The sequence below is a fragment of the Nocardiopsis sp. FIRDI 009 genome (assembly GCF_003386285.1).
In the GTDB taxonomy this organism is placed as follows: Bacteria; Actinomycetota; Actinomycetes; order Streptosporangiales; family Streptosporangiaceae; genus Nocardiopsis.
On the sequence record NZ_QPNC01000013.1, the window covers coordinates 40,671 to 58,234 of the forward strand.

Below are 17,564 nucleotides of genomic sequence, written 5' to 3' on the forward strand. Positions count from 1 at the left end.
AACAGGGCCGCGCCGCAGGCGTCCGTGGAGGGCGACGGGCGGGCCGAAGCCAACCGGAGGACCCGAGAAACCCCGCTAGGCCGGGTCGGGCCGGTGCGCGACGTGGTCCGGCACCTCCAGGCCGGGCGCGAGCGTGGGGTCGGGCTCGGGCTCGCCGAAGACCTGGCGCACCGGCAGGACGCCCGCCCAGACCGGCAGGGAGTGGTCCTCCTCCTCGTCGGCGGGCGGACCGGTACGTACCTTGACCGATGCCTCCTCCAGCGACAGCGCCAGCACGCGTGTGGCCGCCATCTCCTTGGCGTTGGGCCGACGCGCCACGTCCCACTGGCCCGGCGCCAGCTGTTCGGTCAGCGCGCGCAGCCCCGCCGTCCGCTCGTCCTCGTCGGTGACCACGCGCGGCGTCCCGTAGATCATGGCGGAGCGGTGGTTGACCGAGTGGTGGAACGTGGAGCGCGCCATGACGATGCCGTCGAGCAGGGTCACGGTGACACACACCTCGCCCGGGGCGCGCAGCGACCGCGCTCCGGTGGATCCGTGCAGGTAGAGGGTGTCGCCGATGCGCCCGTACCCGGTGGGGACCACCCTGGGCGCGCCGTCCACGACCACTCCGAGGTGGCAGACCAGTCCGGCGTCCAGCAGGTCGTACAGTTCGGCGCGGTCGGTCCTGGCCTTGTGCTTGGCCCGGCCGAGCCGGGTCCGTTCGGTGGTGGAGAGCATGCTCCTACGCTAGGCAGAAGTGGATACCAAGACCATGTCCACTTCTGACCCAAAATGGGAGACCACTGTGGCCCGGCACCTCACCGACCTGCCCATCCGTCTGGACCGCGACGCCGCCCCTCCCCTCACCGCCCAGTTGGCGGACGCGCTGCGCGCGGGCATGGCGGAGCGCCACCTCGAACCCGGCGAACGCCTGCCCTCCAGCCGTGCCCTGGCCGCGCAGCTGGGGGTCAGCCGGACCGTGGTGACCGAGGCCTACCAGCAGCTCTACGCCGAGGGCTGGCTGGAGGGACGGCACGGGTCCGGCACCTTCGTCGCCGATCACGGTCCGCTGCCCGCCGTCGATCCGCCTCCGGTGCGGCCCTCGGCTCCGCGCCTGTCCCGGCCCGAGGCCAGGCGGCGGGGGATGATCGACCTGCGGCCCGGAGCGCCGTGGGTGTTCGACATCGACCGCGCCGCCTGGCGCCGGGCCTGGCGGCACGCGGCCGAACAGCCCTTCGACGACGACCCCGATCCGCGCGGTCTGCCCCGCCTGCGCGCGCTGCTGGCCGAACACCTGCGCCGGGCGCGCGGCGTGCGGGTGGGGCCGGAGAACGTGCTGGTCACCCGGGGCACCGGAAACGGCCTCGACCTGGTGGCGGCGACCCTCCTCGGCCCCGGCACGCGCGTGGGGGTGGAGAGCCCCGGTTACGCCAAGGCCCACCTCGTCCTGGGGTCGCGCGGGGCTGAGGTCGTCCCCTGCCCCGTCGACCGGGACGGGATCCTGACCGACTCTCTGCCCCGTGACCTGTCCGTCGCCTACACGACGCCCGCCCACCAGTACCCGTTGGGCGGGCGGCTGCCGATTCCGCGCCGCGAGCGGCTCCTGGCGTGGGCGCGGACGAACGGGGCGGTGGTCGTCGAGGACGACTACGACGCCGAGTTCCGCTACGACGTCGCGCCCCTGCCCGCCCTGTACGGTCTGGACCCCGGCAGGGTGATCCTCCTGGGCACCCTGTCCAAGACGCTCTCGCCCGATCTGGGCATCGGGTGGTTGGTGGCCGAGTCCGACCTGGTGGAGCGGGTGGCCGAGGTCCGGGCACGGCTGACCGACCGCACGAGCGGCCCCGCCCAGGCGGCCACGGCCCTGCTGCTGGAACGCGGCGACCTGGACCGGCACCTGCGCCGGATGCGCCGCGAGTACGCCCGCCGCCGCGGGCTGTTGGTGGAGTACCTGGGGCCGCGGCTGGCCGGGGACACGGCGGGACTGCACGTGCTGCTTCCGCTCCCCGCGCGCGCCGTGGCGGGGGTGGTCGGGGCCGCGGCAGAACGCGGCGTCCTGGTCGTGGACACGAGCCACGCGAGTCCCGCAGAACCCGCCGTGCACGGTCTCGTCATCGGTTACGGCTCCGCCGCCCTGTCAGAGTTGCGCCGTGCCTGCGAGGTCCTCACCGACGTGCTCGACCGCCACGCCTGAGGGGGCGCTGCGCTCGGAGGTGGTCGGTGCGGGCCCGGCCCGATCGACGGAACCCAGCGTGGGGTGCTCGCCTCGCCCGGCCCCCGCTGGCACGATCGGTGTCGGTACGCCGCCGGGGGGAGGTGGTCGGGTGACGGACGTGATCGCGTTCGCCGTGCTGCTGCTCGGCTACGCGCTGGTCTCGGGCCGCACGCAGGGGACGTCCCTGACGGCGCCGATGGTGTTCACGACCGGTGGCCTGGTGCTCGGCGCCGGAGGGCTGGACCTGCTGGGCGTCGGCGCCACCAGCACCGTGGTCCGCGTCCTGACCGAGGCGGCCCTGACTCTCGTCCTGTTCACCGACGCCGTGCGTATCGACCTTGGGGTGCTGCGACGCGAGTACCACCTGCCCCTCCTCCTGCTCGGGGTGGGCATGCCGGTCGGGATCGCCCTGGGCGCGGCGGCCGCCCACTGGGTCCTGCCCGGGCTCGGCCTGGCGGGTGCGGCGCTGTTGGCGTCGGTGCTCGCGCCGACCGACGCGGCCCTGGGGCAGGCGATGATCTCCGACCGGCGTCTGCCCGTCCGGATCCGGCAGAGCCTCAACGTCGAGAGCGGGCTCAACGACGGTGTCGCCCTGCCCGCCGTCATGGTGTTCGCCGCGCTCGCCGCCGCCTCGGAGGGGCTGGGCGGGTCCACGTGGTCGTGGGTGGGTTTCACCGCGGGACAGATCGGGGTGGGGGCGCTGGTCGGTGTCGCCGCGGGCGGGATCGGCGCGTGGGCGATCACCCGGGCCGACGCCGCCGGGTGGGTCAGCGCGACGCACCGGCGGTTGTTCTCGGTCGGCGTCGCCGGACTGTCCTACGCGGGCGCCGAGGTGACGACGGGCAGCGGTTTCCTGGCCGCGTTCGTCGCGGGCCTGGTGTTCGGGGCGCTGGCCAGGCAGCAACGGGCGTTCGTGCACCAGTTCGCCGAACGCGAGGGCGAACTCCTCACCCTGATGACGTTCACCCTGTTCGGGGCCGCGGTCATCGGCCCCCGGCTCGGTGAGGTCGACACCAGGGCCCTGGTGTACGCGGTGCTGAGCCTGGCGGTGGTGCGCCCCCTCGCCGTGGCCGTGGCGACCCTCGGCGCGCGACTGCGTCCGGAGACCGTGTGCTTCCTGGGCTGGTTCGGCCCGCGCGGGCTGGCGTCGATCGTGTTCGCCCTGCTCGTGGTCGACGAGGGCGACATCGCCGAGGCGGACCGGATTCTCCTGGTCGCGGGGGTGACCGTCCTGGTCAGTGTGTACGCGCACGGGATCACGGCCGCCCCGTGGGCGCGTTCGTTCGGCCGCCGCGCGGGCCGCTACGGTCCGGAGGCGCCCGAGCACCTGGACGTCACCGTGCACCACCACCGGTGGCACGGTCCCCGGGACCAGGACACCGACGGTTGACCGACGCTCCTCCATCGCCCCTCCCCGGTCCGGCCCGGGGGGTGTTCCCCTCCCACCAGGGGTTGCGCTATAGGTGGTGTCCTCCCGCGTGCCGTGCCCCGCACTCCCCCGAACCCTCAGGAGAACCTCATGGGCTGGAAGGACCGCCTGGCGTCAGCGTCCGACACGGCGAGGAGGACCGCCGGAACCGCTCGGGACTCGGCGTCCCGACACGCCTCCCCGATCGCCGGGCGCGGCGCGGACGTGGTCCGCGCGGCCGGGGGGCGCGGCGCCGAGGCCACCCGGAGGGCGAACGAGAGGGCGGGCGAGGCCGCTCGCAGGGCCCGGGACAGGAGCGCGGAGATGGCCGAGGCGGCTCAGGAGATCAGGGAGTCGCTGCATGAGATGGCGTGGGTGACCGACGTCCTCGACCGTCTGGAGGTGCCCTCGGAGCCGGGGGAGGAGCCGTTCCGGCTGTCGGTCGGCTCGGTCATCGAGGCGGCGTGGGAACCGCCGCGCCCGGTACGGCGCCTGCTCGGCCTGCTGGACCGGTTGGGCGCCGTCGAGGTCGGCGTGGAGGCGGTCGGTTTCGACGGCTCCGCCGTCCCCTGGAAGCGGGTCCGCCAGATCCAGGCCCGCCGCACCAGCGACATCCTCCTGACCAGCGGACTGGACATGGTCAGCGACAGTGTGACCGGGCTCCTGCCCCCGGTCCCGGGCCGGGCCTGGATCGCCGCCAAGGCCGTCGACGTGGTCTCGGTCCTCACGCTGACGGCCGTCACCCGCGCCGAGCGCGAGGAGGGCCGGAAGGACATGGAGGAGTTCGACCGGGCGGCGGACGAGGCGGGCTTCGGCCTCCTGCCCTGCCACATCGAGTACGGCAGGCTGCTGTGGCGCACCGGTCGGCTGGACGGCGGCCCCGCGGCGGCCCTGTTCATGGCGGTCAAGCCGGAGATCCGATCGCTGGTGCGCACGGGCGCGAGGCTCAGGGGGGTTCCGCTGACCGTCGCTCCCTTCGACGACCGCCTGACCAGCATCGCGGAGCGCTCGCGCGGACTCGCCGAGGTGCGCGAGCGCGTGCTGTCGCGCCCGACGGGTCCGGAGCCGGAGCTGGTGGTGAGCGAGGAACCCGGTGGGGACCCCGGGGAGGCGCCCGGTGGGGGGCGCCCGCCGTCGCGGACGTGAACCGGCCCGTCCGGTGTGTCCGCCCCGGCGCCCTCCCGTTCAGGCGGTCCGGTTCCAGGAGGTGATGACGGGGCGGCCGTGTTCGCGGCCGAGCGTGCTCACGGTCCCGGTGTCCAGCCGGAACAGCGCGCCGTCGGCGGGGGCCAGCCCCAACCAGCGCGCGGTGAGCACCCGCAGGACGTGGCCGTGCGCCACCAGTGCGACGTCGGGTCCGGTGCCGTCGCCCAGGATCAGCGACACCGCCGCCAGCACCCGGTCGGTGCGCGCCCCGACCTGTTCGACGCTCTCCCCGTGGTGCTCAGCGTCGCCCTCGGGCACCCCGTCGGTCCACAGGTTCCAGCCCGGCCGCTCGCGCAGGATCTCGGCGGTGGTGATCCCCTCGTATCCGCCGTAGTCCCACTCCATGAGGTCCGGGTCCGGAACCGCCTCCCCCAGCCCCGCCAGCTCGGCGGTGCGCGCCGCCCGCCGGAGCGGACTGGTCACCGCCAGGTCGATGTCGCGCCCGGCGAGGAGGGGGAGCAGGCTCTCGGCCTCCCGCTCCCCCTCCCCGGTCAGGGGAAGGTCCGTGCGCCCGGTGTGCCGCCGCGCCCGGCTCCACTCGGTCTGGCCGTGTCTGATCAGCACCAGTTCACCCATGACACCGATCCTGCCGCACCGGGCGCGTGGACGGTCCCGTGACGCGTCGGCTCAGCCCTTGTCGACGGGCAGACCGGCCTCCACCCAGTCCTGGATCCCCTCGCGGTACTTGCGCACGCGGGTGTAGCCGAGCCCCTCCAGGGCGGTGGCCACGGCCTGGCTGTTCCCGCACGCGGGGTTGGAGCAGTAGACGGCGATGAGGGCGTCCTTGTCGGGCAGCACCTCGGCGGAGCGGTCGGCCACCTCGTCGGCGACCAGGGCCACGGCGCCGGGCAGGTGCTGCTGTTCGTAGTAGGTGCCGCCGAGGGCGTCCACCACGGTCACCGTCCCGGCGTCGATGTGCCTCTTGAGTTCCTCGCGGCTGATGAGTGCGGTCATGGTTCCTCTCCTATCCGGACTGCGGTCCGCTTGCAGGAACGAACATAACCGGACCAGAGTCCGTTTGTCTAGTAGGCTGGTCCCCGTGAACGACGAACTGCTTCGGGTACTGAGCCGACCACCCCGGGAGCGGGCCGACGCCGCACGCAATCGGGCCCGGGTCCTGGACGCCGCCGCGCGCCTGTTCACGGAGGGGGGTGTGGAGGCGCTGACCGTCGACGCCGTCGCCCGCGCGGCGGAGGTCGGCAAGGGGACGGTCTTCCGCCGGTTCGGCGACAAGTCGGGTCTGGTCGCCGCCCTGCTGGACGAGCGCGAACGGCGGCTCCAGGAGCGGATCGTCTTCGGCGATCCACCCCTGGGGCCGGGCGCGCCCGCCCGGGACCGCGCGCTGGCCTTCTTCGACGCCTACCTCACCCACCTGGCCGACCACCTGGACCTGGTCCGGCTGTCGGAGACGGCCGCGCCCGGCGCCCGCTACCGGGTGGGGTCCTACGTGTTCTGGCACCGACACCTGGCGATCCTGTGCGCCGACCGTCCCGACCCCGACCACCTCGCCCACGTCATGCTCGGGATGGTCGACGCCGACCTCAACGCCGAACTGCGCGAACACGGATACAGCTGGGACCGGATCCGCGCCGGGGTCGCGGCCGCCGTCGGCGCGCTGTTCGGGCCGACGGCGGCCCCGTAGGCCGTCCGATTCCGTGGATCGCGGACAACAGGCGCCGAATCGTCGCTACCCTCCTCACATGACGCAACGCACCGTGACCAGTGACGTGCACGTCTCCTCCCGCCCCGCGAAGGTCCCCCAGCCCCGGTTCCACAAGCCCAACGAGGACCTGGCCGCGGCGATGGAGTGCGCGCGCTGCGCCGAACTCGGGATCAGCACCCCGCCCGGTTGGGCCAACCGCAGGAAGCCCTCGACCAAGAAGGAGCGCAAGAGGAAGCAGCTGGAGCACATCCGACGGCAGCGGGAGGCCCCCAAGAAACCGCACAAGCCCGGCCCGCTGCCGCTCAACGAACTCCAGTCCGCCTTCCTGCGCGAGGTGTGGGCGTACCTGACGCGCAAGGCGGTCGGCGACGACCCCGACAGCCGCCTGCTCGCGCTCACCTGCGCCCTGCGCGGTGCGATCAAGGGCTACGCGAACATGACGGGGCAGGACGTGCGGTCGCTGCGGATGGAGGACGCGCACGCCGCCCTGACCACGCTGATCTCGTCCGGCTGGCTCGACACCACACCCGAGCGGGCGATCAACGCCGAACCCTCCAACATCGCCCGGTGCGGCCTGCCCGACCTGCAGGGCAACCCGTGGGACGTCGGCAACGGCGTGCGCTCACGCGCCTCCGGCTGGGTGACCCGCAGCCTCACCCACAAGAAGATGCGCAAGAAACCCAACCGTCTGCGCCTGGTGGCGGCCTACCTCCCCGCCCAGGCCGACAGCGACGGGCACATCCGCCTGCCGGTGGACGAGGTCGTGGCGGCGTGCGCCCTGACCGGCGGCCCCGACGAGGTCACCGAGCTGGCCGAGTGGCTGCTGCGGCTCGACTGGATCCAGGATCTGCGCGTGGCGGACGGCACCCTCCACGCGCGGCTGACCGAACTGACCATGCCGATGGCGCCCAGGCCCTTCCCTCCGCCGACCCCGCCCAGGGCCGCCCCCGCCACCACCCCCGCCGAGGTCCCCGTCCCCGACCGCGCCCGGAACCTGCTCGCCGGACGGGAGGCGCAGGTCGCCCGGTGGGTGGCGGACTACCGCGACGAGCACGGCCACGGCCCGAGCTGGGCCATGGTCTCCGACGAGTTCGGCTGGCCGCCCCGCCAGGCCCCGGACCAGGAGGTGACCAGGGAGATCTTCCGGCTCCTGGAGGAGGGCGGCTGGCTCACGGGACTGGGCGTGCCGTTCGGGCTGCGCCCCGGCCCCGCCCACGGGGACGCGAACCCCTGACCCGGGTGGGCATCCCCTGACGCGACGTGGGGCCGTCCGGTGTTCCGGGCGGCCCCACGTCGTCGACGGGGTCCGGGGTCCGGGGTCCGGCCCGGGCGAACCCTCCCCCGTTTCCCCGAAACCGCCCGAACCCGTGTTCGTCCCGCTACGGTGGGTCCCGAAAAGAATGCGAGCCCGGTCGGTGCGCCAACACCGGCTCCGGGCTCTGACCATCCCTCCTGCAAGAGCCCAGGAAGGCGGCTGCCGTGCAGTCTACTGCCCCCTGCCCCGATGCCAAGGCCGAAACCCGGATTCCGGTCCCACCTTCCACCTGCGCGCCCGCCCCCCGCAAGCGGGACAGGGGCGTCATGAGCGAGGTCGGGTTCGTCCCCCTGTTCTGGCTGACCCAGGCCATCAACGACGGGCTGCTGCCCAACTCGCGCGCGTGCCTGGTCGCCCTGGCCATCGCGGGCGCCGTGGACCCCGACGGGCGCTGGTGCTTCCTGCACCGGGACACCATCATCCGGCGCTGCGGCGGCCACGTGAGCACCTCCACCGTCGGCCGCGCCCTGAACGACCTGGAGGAGGCCGCGCTCATCCGGCGACTGCCCCGCCACCAGGTCCGCGACTTCTTCGCCGAGGACGTGGCCTCCCGCGTCCGATCGGCCGACCGCCTCCCCGACGTCGTGGAGCTGATGATCCCCGCGTCCGCGTTCCCGGACCGGGCCCTGGCCAAGATCAACGAGGTGCGCGCCGAGACGGGCGAGGAGCCCCTCGACGCGAACTCCCGCCCCCACCCGGGGGCGGGAACGACCCGTCATCGTGAACCCCCGCCCCGTCACGTTGACGCCCCCGACGCCTCAGATCGACCCACAGACCTTTCCGTCACCGACTCTTTTTCCCATGACTCCTCTCCGTCCGTCCGGGCACGGGAACCACAGGACGGGAGCGTGGCGGCGAAGGCCGCCGACTGCCCGACCGCGCCCCAGCTCGCGCGCATCCCCGACGCGGTCCTGCGCGACCCCCGCGCCGACCGGATCACCCTGGACCGGGCCGCGCGCAGGGTCCTGGACGAGGGGCTCACCCCCGGCGAGCTGACCATGGTGCTCGGTGACGCCACGAGCGCACGCCGCCCCTTCCCCGCGCTCATGCGGCGTCTGCGCAGCCCCGAGGACGCGCGCGCCTACCTCGACGGACGCCTCGGTCAGGGGGTCGACCGACAGCGACCGGCCCCGATCCCGGCCATCCCCCGCCCCCGGTCCGGCGCGACGGCGCCCCCACCTCCCCCACCGCTCCCGGCGGGGGAACCGGATCCCCCCGCCGACCCTCCGGCGTTCGTCCTCGACTCGTCCGGGAAGGCGGCGCGCACCTGCCCCGACCATCCGGGGATCCGCAACACCCCCGGCGGCACCTGCCGCGCCTGCGATCGCCCCTGCCGCACGGTGCCCGGTGAGCCCATGCCCCCGCACCCGCGCGCAACCCGGAGGCGGACACGGGCGTCACAGGGGGTGACCGCCCCGTCCCCGGTGCCGTGAGGCCCCGTGACCTCCTCCCGGGCCACGGGCCCGTTCGTCGTTCGCCCCGTCCCTGGACGTGGGCGACCTGTGGACGATCTGCCTGCCCGTGGCCCGCGCTTCGGGGTGTGGTGTACTGGCTCGCGACCGGATCGGGCACGGACGACGGACGGGGACGAGACATGCTGTTGGGTTCCGGAACGGGCGACGGGCCCGCGGTGCGGGTCGGTGACGAGGGCCTCGACCGTGAGGGGCTCTGGTCCGCGGCCGCGGCCGTGGCCGCCCGGATCGCCGGAGCCGACGCCGTGGCCGTGCACGGGGAGGCGTCGCTGCGGACGGTGGTCGCGGTGGTCGGCGGCCTCCTGGCGGGGGTTCCCGTGGTCCCGGTGCCCTCCGACTCCGGGATGGCCGAGCGCCGCCACATCGTGCGCGACTCCGGTGCCGCCCTGTGGTTGGGCGAGCCGCAGGACGGCGTCGAACTGCCCGCGGTCCCCGTCGATCCGGCCGAGCGCTCCTCCACCGTGTTCCCCGAGCCCTCCCCCGAGTCCACTGGGCTGATCCTGTACACCTCGGGGACCACCGGCCCGCCCAAGGGGGTCGTGATCTCCCGGGGAGCGATGGCCGCCTGCCTGGACGGTCTCGCCGACGCCTGGTCCTGGACCCCCGACGACGTGCTGGTCCACGGCCTGCCGCTGTTCCACGTGCACGGTCTGGTCCTGGGCGTGCTGGGCGCCCTGCGGGTGGGAAGCCCGCTCGTGCACACCGTCCGACCGACCCCCGCCGCCTACGCCGCCTCCGCGAAGGAGGGCGGCACCCTGTTCTTCGGCGTCCCGACCGTGTGGTCGCGGATCGCCCGCGACCCCGACAGCGCCCGCGCCCTGGCCGGGACCCGACTGCTGGTGTCCGGCAGCGCTCCCCTCCCCGACCCGGTAGCCGACGACCTGCGCGCGCTGGTCGGCCACAGCCCGGTGGAGCGGTACGGGATGACCGAGTCGCTGATCACCGTCGCCGCCCGTGCCGACGCCCCGCGCCGCACCGGCTGGGTGGGGACGGCGCTGCCGGGTGTGGAGTCGCGGCTGCGCGGTGAGCACGGCGAGCCCGTCGCGTCGGACGGGGAGTCGATCGGGGAACTCCAGGTGCGCGGCGCCACCCTCTTCGACGGCTACCTCGGCCTGCCGGAGGCCACGGCGGCGGCGTGGACCGACGACGGCTGGTTCCGCACCGGCGACGCGGCGGTCCTGGACGGACGGGGCTGGCACCGGATCGTGGGTCGGATGTCGGTCGACATGATCAAGACCGGCGGGTACCGGGTCGGCGCGGGCGAGGTCGAGGCGGCGCTGCTCGGCCACCCCTCGGTGCGGGAGGCCGCCGTGGTGGGCGAGCCCGACGACGACCTCGGCCAGCGGATCGTCGCCTACCTGGTGGGCGACGGCGTCGAACCGGCGACGGTCATCGACTTCGTCGCCGCGCGTCTGTCCGTCCACAAACGCCCGCGCGAGGTGCGGGTGGTGGAGGCGCTGCCGCGCAACGCCATGGGCAAGGTGCAGAAGAAGCTCCTGGTCGACGGGGGGCGTTGACCCTCGCTGGGCCAGGGGAGGCGCGATCCGCCCTGTGGACAACCCGATCCGGCCGGGTCGGGGCGCGCATACTCCAAGCATGCTCTCTCCTCGCGCCCGCACCCTGCTGCGCGCCGTCCTCAACGGCCTGCCCCACGACCGCCACCTGCTGACCCTGCGCACCCGACGGCGGCCCTGGTCCCGCGCAGTTTCACCGATCGGGTCTCCCACACACCGCCCGACGGGGTCGACGTCCCCATGACGCTGGTGCGCGGCTGGACGATCGCCGACCGGTGCCTGATCCCCCTCGACGAGGCGCGGATGTTCGACGCCCACTGCACCGACGCCGCCTCCGGCGAGCCCATACCGCCCGAGCGCGGTGTGGTGTACACCGACGCACCCGACGTCGATCTCACCGGCTTCCACGACCGGTGAGGCCGACGCCGCGCCACGGCTCACCCCACCAGGCGGTACGTGATGAGGTTCGCCGGTCCGCCCGAAGGCTCGGCGCGGACCGGGACCAATCCCGGTCGGCTCCGCCGTCAAGAGGTCCTGACCGTACCTCCTACCGGGAGCGGCTGCCGCGGGAACCGGGGTCGGGAACCTGTTGGCGGCGGCTTCGCCCCGTGTGGGTGGACGACAAACCCCTTGCCCTCACATCACATCCTAAGGATAATAGGAAAAAACCTAGGGCTATTAGGAATGTTATGCCGCGTGTGGGACTCACCCGGGACACACTGGTGTCCGCCGCCGCCGACCTCGCTGACGAGATCGGGTTCGACCACCTGACGCTCGCGGTGCTCGCGGAACGGTTCGGCGTCCGAGACGCCAGCCTGTACACGCACGTCCGGGGCCTGACCGACCTCCTGGAGAGCGTGGCCCTGCTGGCACACGACGAATGGGCCGACACCCTGGGCCGGGCGGTGGCCGGACGATCCGGCCACGCGGCCCTGACAGCCTTCGCCGACGCCTACCGGGCGTTCGCGACCGGGAATCCGGGCCGGTACGCCGCCACCCGGTACCCGGTGTCGCCCGAGAGGCTCGCCGCCTCCACCGGGGTGACGCGCATCATCGAAGCGTGTTACGCGCTACTGCGCGGCTACGACCTGGTCGAACCGGACGCCACCGACGCGGTCCGACTACTGCGCAGCACCTTCCACGGCTTCAGCGACCTGGAGGCCGTCGGCGGCTTCACCGCCGACCGCGATCTGGACGCCTCGTGGCAACGCGCGGTCAACGCACTCCACCACACCCTGACCAACTGGTCACAGATCTGAACCCGGACAGGAACGTCTCGTGCCCACCAGCGCCACCCTCACCCTGAACGCCGCCACCGTGGACTACGACCGCCGTGGCCACGGTCCACCGCTGCTGCTCATCCCCGGCGGTGTGGGACACGGCGGCATGCTCGGCCAACTCGCCTCGCGCCTGGTCGACCGCTACGACGTCGTCACCATGTCCAGCCGCGTGGCCTCCACGCAGCCCGACACCGTGTTCGGCGACCAGCACCCCGAGTCCCACGCCGAGGACGCCCTCGGCGTGATCGAGGAACTGTTCACCGAACCGCCGGTCGTGTTCGGCTTCAGCTCCGGTGCCATCACCGCCCTCGAACTGCTGACCCGCCGCCCCGGCCACGTCCGCCTCGCCATCGTCCACGAACCGCCGCTGGTCAACCTGCTGCCGGACGCCGAGCACCACCGCGCCGCGCTCGAATCAGTCCGCGCCACCGCCCGCGTCAGGGGGCTGGCCGAAGCCCAAGCGCTCATGACCGCCGCGATGACCGCCCCCGACGGCGACACAGAGACCCCCGAACTCCGCCACACCGGCGCCTGGCTCGACGGCTACGCCGACACCGAGCCCGAACCACCCGGCCCCGCGCTGTCAGAACTCCTCACCCGCCTCGGTGAGCTTCAGCCGGTCATGCTGGAACACATCCTGGTCCCGTTCACCACCCACGAACCCGACCTGGCCGCACTGGACGCGCACTCCAGGCGGCTCGTCCCCGTGGCCGGCATCGACTCACGCGGCCAGCTGCCTTACCGGACCGCGGCCGCCCTGGCCACCCGACTCGATCTCCCCCTGACCGAACTCCCCGGAGGCCATCTCGGGCCAGTCGAACGCCCCACACAGTTCGCCGACGCGCTTAAAGCGCTCCTGGAAACACCCTGACCACCGGCACGGAGCGAGGCGCCCCGGACAAGGCGCCCACCAGCCCCGCCCCGGCAGGGCCAGGAGCCCTTCCGGCCAGCGGCCCGTGTCCTTCGGGCCGAAGCTCACGTCCTGTCCGTTTCGATATGGCGAGGCGGGGGTGACCACACTCCCGTTCGGGGAGTCACAGCGCCGGACCGCCCGTGTCAGTCCCACCAGAAGGTCCAGACAGGGCGGTCGACGAGGCGTTCGGCGTAGCCCCGGAGAGTGTGGGGGCTGCCGCCCTGCCAGACGTTGTCCGGGCAGAACGCGAAGTGCTCGGCGGCCACGCGCAGCGCCCGGTCCAGGTCGGTGGGCACGGAGGCGACGCTCAGCGTCAGGGCGTCGAATCCCAGCCCCAGGACCCGCGCGCCGAAGCGGCGCTCCCAGTCGGCCACGACGGCGGCGAACGCCGCGGTGTCGTTGTCGTAGTTGAGCGGGCCGGACCATCCGCACGCGAGCAGGGCCTCCGCCCCCGAGGAGGCCCGCACCAGGCCCAGGCGTTGCCCGGACACGTGCTCGACCAGGAGTTCGGCGCGCTCGGCGGCCGTCTCCTCGGCCGCGCCCTCCGCCAGGGACACGGCGGGAACCGTTCCGGGCCACTTTGTGCCGAAGGGGGCGGTCTCCGGACGGGGGGCCGCCTCCTCCGTATCGGGCTCAAAGGGACTGACGTACTGTGCCCACCACCCGGCGAGGAGCTCGGCCGGATCGTGGCGGGCGAGCGGGGTGGACCGCCCGGGCGCGAACGCCTCCGTGAACCGGAGCGGGTCGCGGTCGACGTCCTCCAGCAGCAGCGGCCACCACCCCGAACGCGGGGACTCGACGAGCAGCCGGGACCACAGGCCGACCGGCGCGGGTTCGTCACTCATCCAGAAGAAGGGTTCCCCGTCGTCGGAGGCGAGCACGCGACCGGAGGGAAGCGGAACGGACAGCGACTCGTGAGGGTTCATGGCCGTCACGGTAGGGGGCCGGGCTGACGTTCCATGACGTTCACCGTCAGGTCAATGGACATCACCGACCTGACGGTGAACGGCGCGATCGGATTCCACCGTGATCCGGCGTGGTGATGAAACCGGACGAGTCCCAGGGGTCAGTGTGTCGGGAAAACCCGAAGCGCCGAAAGCGCGGAATGCTGGTGGCCAGCGAACACCGACCGTCACCCGAGGAGGAAACAGTGCCCGGAATCCCCTATCTTCCCGACCACATGATCGACGCGCCGAAGGAGCCGCCACGCCTGTACCTGGGTGGTGACCGGGGCGGGTTCGAGCTGGCCAGGGTCGCCGTGGACTGGACCGACCGGGGCGGCCCCTTCGAGGAGCCCGGAGACGCGGTCACCTGGCCGCGCTCCCCCTCCGCCCCGGGGCCGGTCGTCGAGTTCGTGTTCGACACCGCCCAGATCCCCATGCGTGTGGTGGTCTACTCCTATCCCGAGGTGGGTGCGGACGGAATCCCGGACCAGGAGAACGGCACCGAGACCCTGTGTTCCTTCGGGGATGCCTCCGGGAAGTGCTGGTATCAGGGCGGGGACGGTGACGACGTCCGCGTCGCCGTACGGGACGCGCGCCCCGGAGACCACCTGGTGATCCACGCCGCGTGGCCGGTGCTGTCAGGGGACGGAGCCCCCGGAGAGTTGGATGAGGTCTCGGCTTCCTGGCTGTGCAGGCTCAGCGGCCGCGACGGGAGGGCCGTGCGAGGTCCGGGGCATCCTCGCCCCAACCCCTGACCCAGCCCTGTGGACAATCCGTCCCGCACCCGTCGGATCTCCCGTGCATGGAACGGTGACCAGCCCGGAGCGTGCCCGCACGATCCGAGGTGGGCTCCGAAAGATCTCCCCGGAGGACTTTTCTTCCAGGAGGGGATGTGGTGGCCGACTGATCACCCGGCTGAGACCTCGGCCAGGGACTCGGGGGTCGGCGCGGCGTCCCGCATGTCCTCGGGCACGGTCAGGTACCAGGCCTCCAGGGTGAGCTCGCTGAGCTCGTCTAGGTCGATCCCGTCCAGGTGGACCACCACCCAGCCGAACCCGCCCGCGGTGAACTGCACCTCGAACACCTCGGGACGTTCCGCCACGAGCGCCGCCTGCTCCAGCAGGGTCTGCTTCAACCCCACTGTGGCGGTGCGCGGCCACAGGTAGCCGAACAGCTTACCGCGCACCCGAAACGTCGTGTACTGCTCCGACTCCCCCGGCTCACAGCCCGGCAACGCCCTCACCAACCGCAGGAACCGCCCGATCTCCACACCCATACGAGCAGACAACCACACACCGACGACACATCGGTATCGGGTGAGGGCTCATGGCCGCGAGACCGGAGCCGCAGGAGCCCGGCCGCCCGCCCTCGACCGTCCGCGGGTTGGATGTCCGTCTCCTCCAGGCGCTTCCATAGCTGGTCGGGGCGGGAGACGGGGTGCCCGGCACCGTCCGGAGCGTCCGACGACGTCCGGTCGACGCGGGTGCGGACGACGCGGATCCATCTGACGTGGGCCCGCTCCCGGGGAACGGTCACTCCGGCAGGGCGTCGAGGTAGGCCCAGGCCCCCTCGTGGCGGGTGAACCGGCTGTGCTCGCGCAGCTCGCCCTCCCGCCCGCCCTCCCGGTACACCGCGCGGAACTCGACCGTGCCCTCGGTGTGGAAGGGGGTGCCGCCGGTGGTCCCGAGGATCTCCAGGCCGACCCAGCGGGTGCGGGGATCGAGGTCGAGGCGGTCCGGCCGGGTGTCGGGGTGCCAGCTGCGCAGGAGGTAGGTGTCGTCGCCGACCGCGAAGGCGCTGTAGCGCGAGCGCATCAGGTCCTCGGCGGTGGCGGCGGAGGCGGTCCCGGCGTGCAGGCGCCCGCAGCAGTCCTGGTAGACGGCCTCCCGCCCGCAGGGGCAGGGCTCGGCGGCGCGGGGGCGGGACGACTGGGTGCGTGGGCTGCGCTTGGACATCTCCCCAGTCAAGCACGCTTCCCGGGCCGCGGAGGCGACACGCGGCGCGGGGAGCCGAACCGTACAGCTGGCCGCAACAGGCCACCGGCGAACACCCCGACGGCCGTCCGGGCTTCCTAGAGTCGGGGCATGGACACCACCGAACTCACCCACCTCATCGATCGCCTCCGCGACATCCCTGACCCCGTCGAGCGCACCAGGACCGCTGCCGCCCTCATCGACGCGCTCAAAGACGCGCAGACCCGGGTCAAGGCCGTCCGCGCCGACGCCGCCGCGGAGCTGCGGCAGGGGCGGACGCTGCGCCAGGTCGGTGAGCTGCTCGGGGTGAGCCCCGCACGCGTCGACCAGATCCTGCGCGGCAAGTAGGCGCGCGAGGCTCCTGGGAGGCTCCTGGGAGTCCCCCTCAGCGGGGGCCTCCCAGGGCACCGGCGGGGTCCGCCCCTCCGCCCGCCCCGAACGGGCGTCGCGGGGCGGTGCCGTCAGCCCGGGTCACGGTCCGCGGAGGCGCCCCGGACGACCTCGCCCACGCGCACCGGCTCCACCCACGGCGGCGGGGCCGGGGCGTCGGGGCCGATGAGCGCGGCGACGAGCCGGGCCGAGACGGGTTCGTCCGGCCAGGGCGTGTGGCCGTCGGTGAGCACGACGACCACCTGCGGCCGTGCGGGCGAGGAGAGCGCCGCCCGGACACCGGCCCGCATGTCGGTGCCGCCGCCCCCGGCCAGCTCCACCTGTTCGGCGCTGGTCACCCGCGAGGCCGCCTGGACGTCGGCGTCGCAGGCCAGCACGGTCAGCCGTTCGCCGCCGACCCCGACCTGGCGCAGCACCCCGGTCACCTCGGCCAGGGCGGCGGCCAGGTCGTCCTCCCCCATGGAGCCGGAGGTGTCGATGACGACCGCGACCCGGGGCACCGGTCGCCGCAGGCTCGGCAGCACCACGCGTGGAAGGGAGGCGGAGCGGCGGGAGGGGCGGCGGTAGGTGTAGTCGGCCGCGCCGCTGGCCCAGGCGACGGCCTCGCGGACCGCGCCCGCCAGGACCGTCCGCCAGTCCACGGTCGGTTCCAGGATCCGTTCGGCCCATCGCCGCCAACCGCCGGGCACGGAGCCCCGGGACCGCTGGTGGGCGCGGATGGCCTCGGCGGTGGCGCGGCGGAGCGCGTCGGCCTCCACCCCGGTGACGCCGCCCGCGGCGGTGCCGTCCTCCCAGTCGGCGGGATGTCCGTGGGCGCCGGATCCGCAGTCGGTGCGACGGTGGATCTGGGGCAGGCGCGGCAGGTACTCCTCGAACAGCAGCCCCTCGGGCAGGTCGAAGGCGGCGGGCAGGACCGCCCCGGAGGGTAGGTCGAGACCGTCGGCGACCAGGTCGTCGTTGATCTCGCAATCCTGGGCGATGTTGACGCGCAGCGGGTCGGCGCGGCGTGCGGCCGGGAGCCGGTCGGCCCGCCCGTGGTGGTCGCGCAGCAGGTGGGACACCTCGTGGATCCACACCCCGGCGAGTTCGGGTACGGGGGTGGCGGCCACGAACTCCGGACGGACGTAGCACCGCCAGTGCCGGTCCACGCCCATGGTCGGCACGCGGGTGCTGGGCACCGCGGTCAGTGAGTACAGCGCCGAGGCCAGGTAGGGCCGGGCGGTGGCGGCGCGGTAGCGGGCCGCGAGCAGCTTCGTGCGGTCCAGGTCGGCGACCCGGTCGGTCGTGTCCAC

General features: G+C 73.6%; 19 protein-coding genes. 12 read left to right on the top strand and 7 right to left on the bottom strand.

Annotated features, from left to right (window positions below; genetic code table 11):
• Positions 1-75: 75 nt before the first annotated feature.
• Positions 76-717 carry a pyridoxamine 5'-phosphate oxidase family protein gene (locus tag DVR05_RS11130; RefSeq protein WP_116245783.1) on the bottom strand — a complete coding sequence of 214 codons (642 nt, stop codon included), beginning with the start codon at positions 715-717 and terminating at the stop codon, positions 76-78.
• A gap of 34 nt (positions 718-751) precedes the next feature.
• Between DVR05_RS11130 and DVR05_RS11135 the strand changes: the two genes are divergently transcribed.
• The 3 genes from DVR05_RS11135 (at position 752) to DVR05_RS11145 (ending at position 4,748) form a co-directional block, all read left to right on the top strand.
• On the top strand, positions 752-2,173 hold the full coding sequence (locus DVR05_RS11135; protein WP_116245873.1) for a PLP-dependent aminotransferase family protein: 1,422 nt from the start codon (positions 752-754) through the stop codon (positions 2,171-2,173).
• Between the two features lie 130 nt (positions 2,174-2,303).
• Complete coding sequence (locus tag DVR05_RS11140) at positions 2,304-3,584, top strand: sodium:proton antiporter (RefSeq protein ID WP_116245784.1); 1,281 nt, start codon at positions 2,304-2,306, stop codon at positions 3,582-3,584.
• Positions 3,585-3,713: 129 nt separating this feature from the next.
• Positions 3,714-4,748 (top strand): hypothetical protein, encoded by a 1,035-nt coding sequence (locus DVR05_RS11145; RefSeq protein WP_116245785.1) that lies wholly within the window; start codon positions 3,714-3,716, stop codon positions 4,746-4,748.
• Positions 4,749-4,787: 39 nt separating this feature from the next.
• On the opposite strand, the gene DVR05_RS11150 is transcribed toward DVR05_RS11145, so the two are convergent.
• Together DVR05_RS11150 and DVR05_RS11155 are read right to left on the bottom strand one after the other, a co-directional pair.
• A complete protein-coding gene (locus DVR05_RS11150) occupies positions 4,788-5,384 on the bottom strand; it encodes a histidine phosphatase family protein (RefSeq protein WP_116245786.1) in 597 nt (198 codons plus the stop codon).
• Between the two features lie 51 nt (positions 5,385-5,435).
• Positions 5,436-5,762, bottom strand: a complete 327-nt coding sequence (locus tag DVR05_RS11155; RefSeq protein ID WP_116245787.1) for a rhodanese-like domain-containing protein — start codon at positions 5,760-5,762, stop codon at positions 5,436-5,438.
• An 85-nt stretch (positions 5,763-5,847) separates the two neighbouring features.
• Here DVR05_RS11155 and DVR05_RS11160 point away from each other — a divergent pair, with 85 nt between their 5' ends.
• The 7 genes from DVR05_RS11160 (at position 5,848) to DVR05_RS11190 (ending at position 12,923) form a co-directional block, all read left to right on the top strand.
• Complete coding sequence (locus DVR05_RS11160) at positions 5,848-6,450, top strand: TetR/AcrR family transcriptional regulator (RefSeq protein WP_232832083.1); 603 nt, start codon at positions 5,848-5,850, stop codon at positions 6,448-6,450.
• A 58-nt stretch (positions 6,451-6,508) separates the two neighbouring features.
• A complete protein-coding gene (locus tag DVR05_RS11165; RefSeq protein ID WP_116245789.1) occupies positions 6,509-7,705 on the top strand; it encodes a hypothetical protein in 1,197 nt (398 codons plus the stop codon).
• 347 nt (positions 7,706-8,052) lie between these two features.
• Positions 8,053-9,219, top strand: coding sequence for a hypothetical protein (locus tag DVR05_RS11170; RefSeq protein ID WP_116245790.1), 1,167 nt, complete (start codon positions 8,053-8,055; stop codon positions 9,217-9,219).
• Positions 9,220-9,380: 161 nt separating this feature from the next.
• Positions 9,381-10,775, top strand: a complete 1,395-nt coding sequence (locus DVR05_RS11175) for an acyl-CoA synthetase (RefSeq protein ID WP_116245874.1) — start codon at positions 9,381-9,383, stop codon at positions 10,773-10,775.
• Positions 10,776-11,012: 237 nt separating this feature from the next.
• On the top strand, positions 11,013-11,189 hold the full coding sequence (locus tag DVR05_RS27890; RefSeq protein ID WP_369974521.1) for a hypothetical protein: 177 nt from the start codon (positions 11,013-11,015) through the stop codon (positions 11,187-11,189).
• A 272-nt stretch (positions 11,190-11,461) separates the two neighbouring features.
• Entirely contained in the window at positions 11,462-12,031 is a 570-nt protein-coding gene (locus DVR05_RS11185; RefSeq protein WP_116245791.1) for a TetR/AcrR family transcriptional regulator, read from the top strand.
• Positions 12,032-12,050: 19 nt separating this feature from the next.
• Entirely contained in the window at positions 12,051-12,923 is an 873-nt protein-coding gene (locus DVR05_RS11190) for an alpha/beta fold hydrolase (RefSeq protein ID WP_116245792.1), read from the top strand.
• A gap of 185 nt (positions 12,924-13,108) precedes the next feature.
• Here DVR05_RS11190 and DVR05_RS11195 read toward each other — a convergent pair whose 3' ends face one another.
• Positions 13,109-13,891 carry a DUF4253 domain-containing protein gene (locus DVR05_RS11195; protein ID WP_116245793.1) on the bottom strand — a complete coding sequence of 261 codons (783 nt, stop codon included), beginning with the start codon at positions 13,889-13,891 and terminating at the stop codon, positions 13,109-13,111.
• 224 nt (positions 13,892-14,115) lie between these two features.
• Between DVR05_RS11195 and DVR05_RS11200 the strand changes: the two genes are divergently transcribed.
• Positions 14,116-14,664, top strand: a complete 549-nt coding sequence (locus DVR05_RS11200; RefSeq protein WP_157982426.1) for a hypothetical protein — start codon at positions 14,116-14,118, stop codon at positions 14,662-14,664.
• Between the two features lie 152 nt (positions 14,665-14,816).
• Here the strand turns inward: DVR05_RS11200 and DVR05_RS11205 are convergent, their stop codons facing one another.
• Positions 14,817-15,185, bottom strand: coding sequence for an MmcQ/YjbR family DNA-binding protein (locus DVR05_RS11205; protein WP_116245795.1), 369 nt, complete (start codon positions 15,183-15,185; stop codon positions 14,817-14,819).
• A gap of 256 nt (positions 15,186-15,441) precedes the next feature.
• Positions 15,442-15,864, bottom strand: a complete 423-nt coding sequence (locus DVR05_RS11210) for a YchJ family protein (protein ID WP_116245796.1) — start codon at positions 15,862-15,864, stop codon at positions 15,442-15,444.
• A gap of 129 nt (positions 15,865-15,993) precedes the next feature.
• Between DVR05_RS11210 and DVR05_RS11215 the strand changes: the two genes are divergently transcribed.
• On the top strand, positions 15,994-16,230 hold the full coding sequence (locus DVR05_RS11215; protein ID WP_116245797.1) for a hypothetical protein: 237 nt from the start codon (positions 15,994-15,996) through the stop codon (positions 16,228-16,230).
• A gap of 113 nt (positions 16,231-16,343) precedes the next feature.
• On the opposite strand, the gene DVR05_RS11220 is transcribed toward DVR05_RS11215, so the two are convergent.
• On the bottom strand, positions 16,344-17,564 hold the full coding sequence (locus DVR05_RS11220; protein ID WP_116245798.1) for a VWA-like domain-containing protein: 1,221 nt from the start codon (positions 17,562-17,564) through the stop codon (positions 16,344-16,346).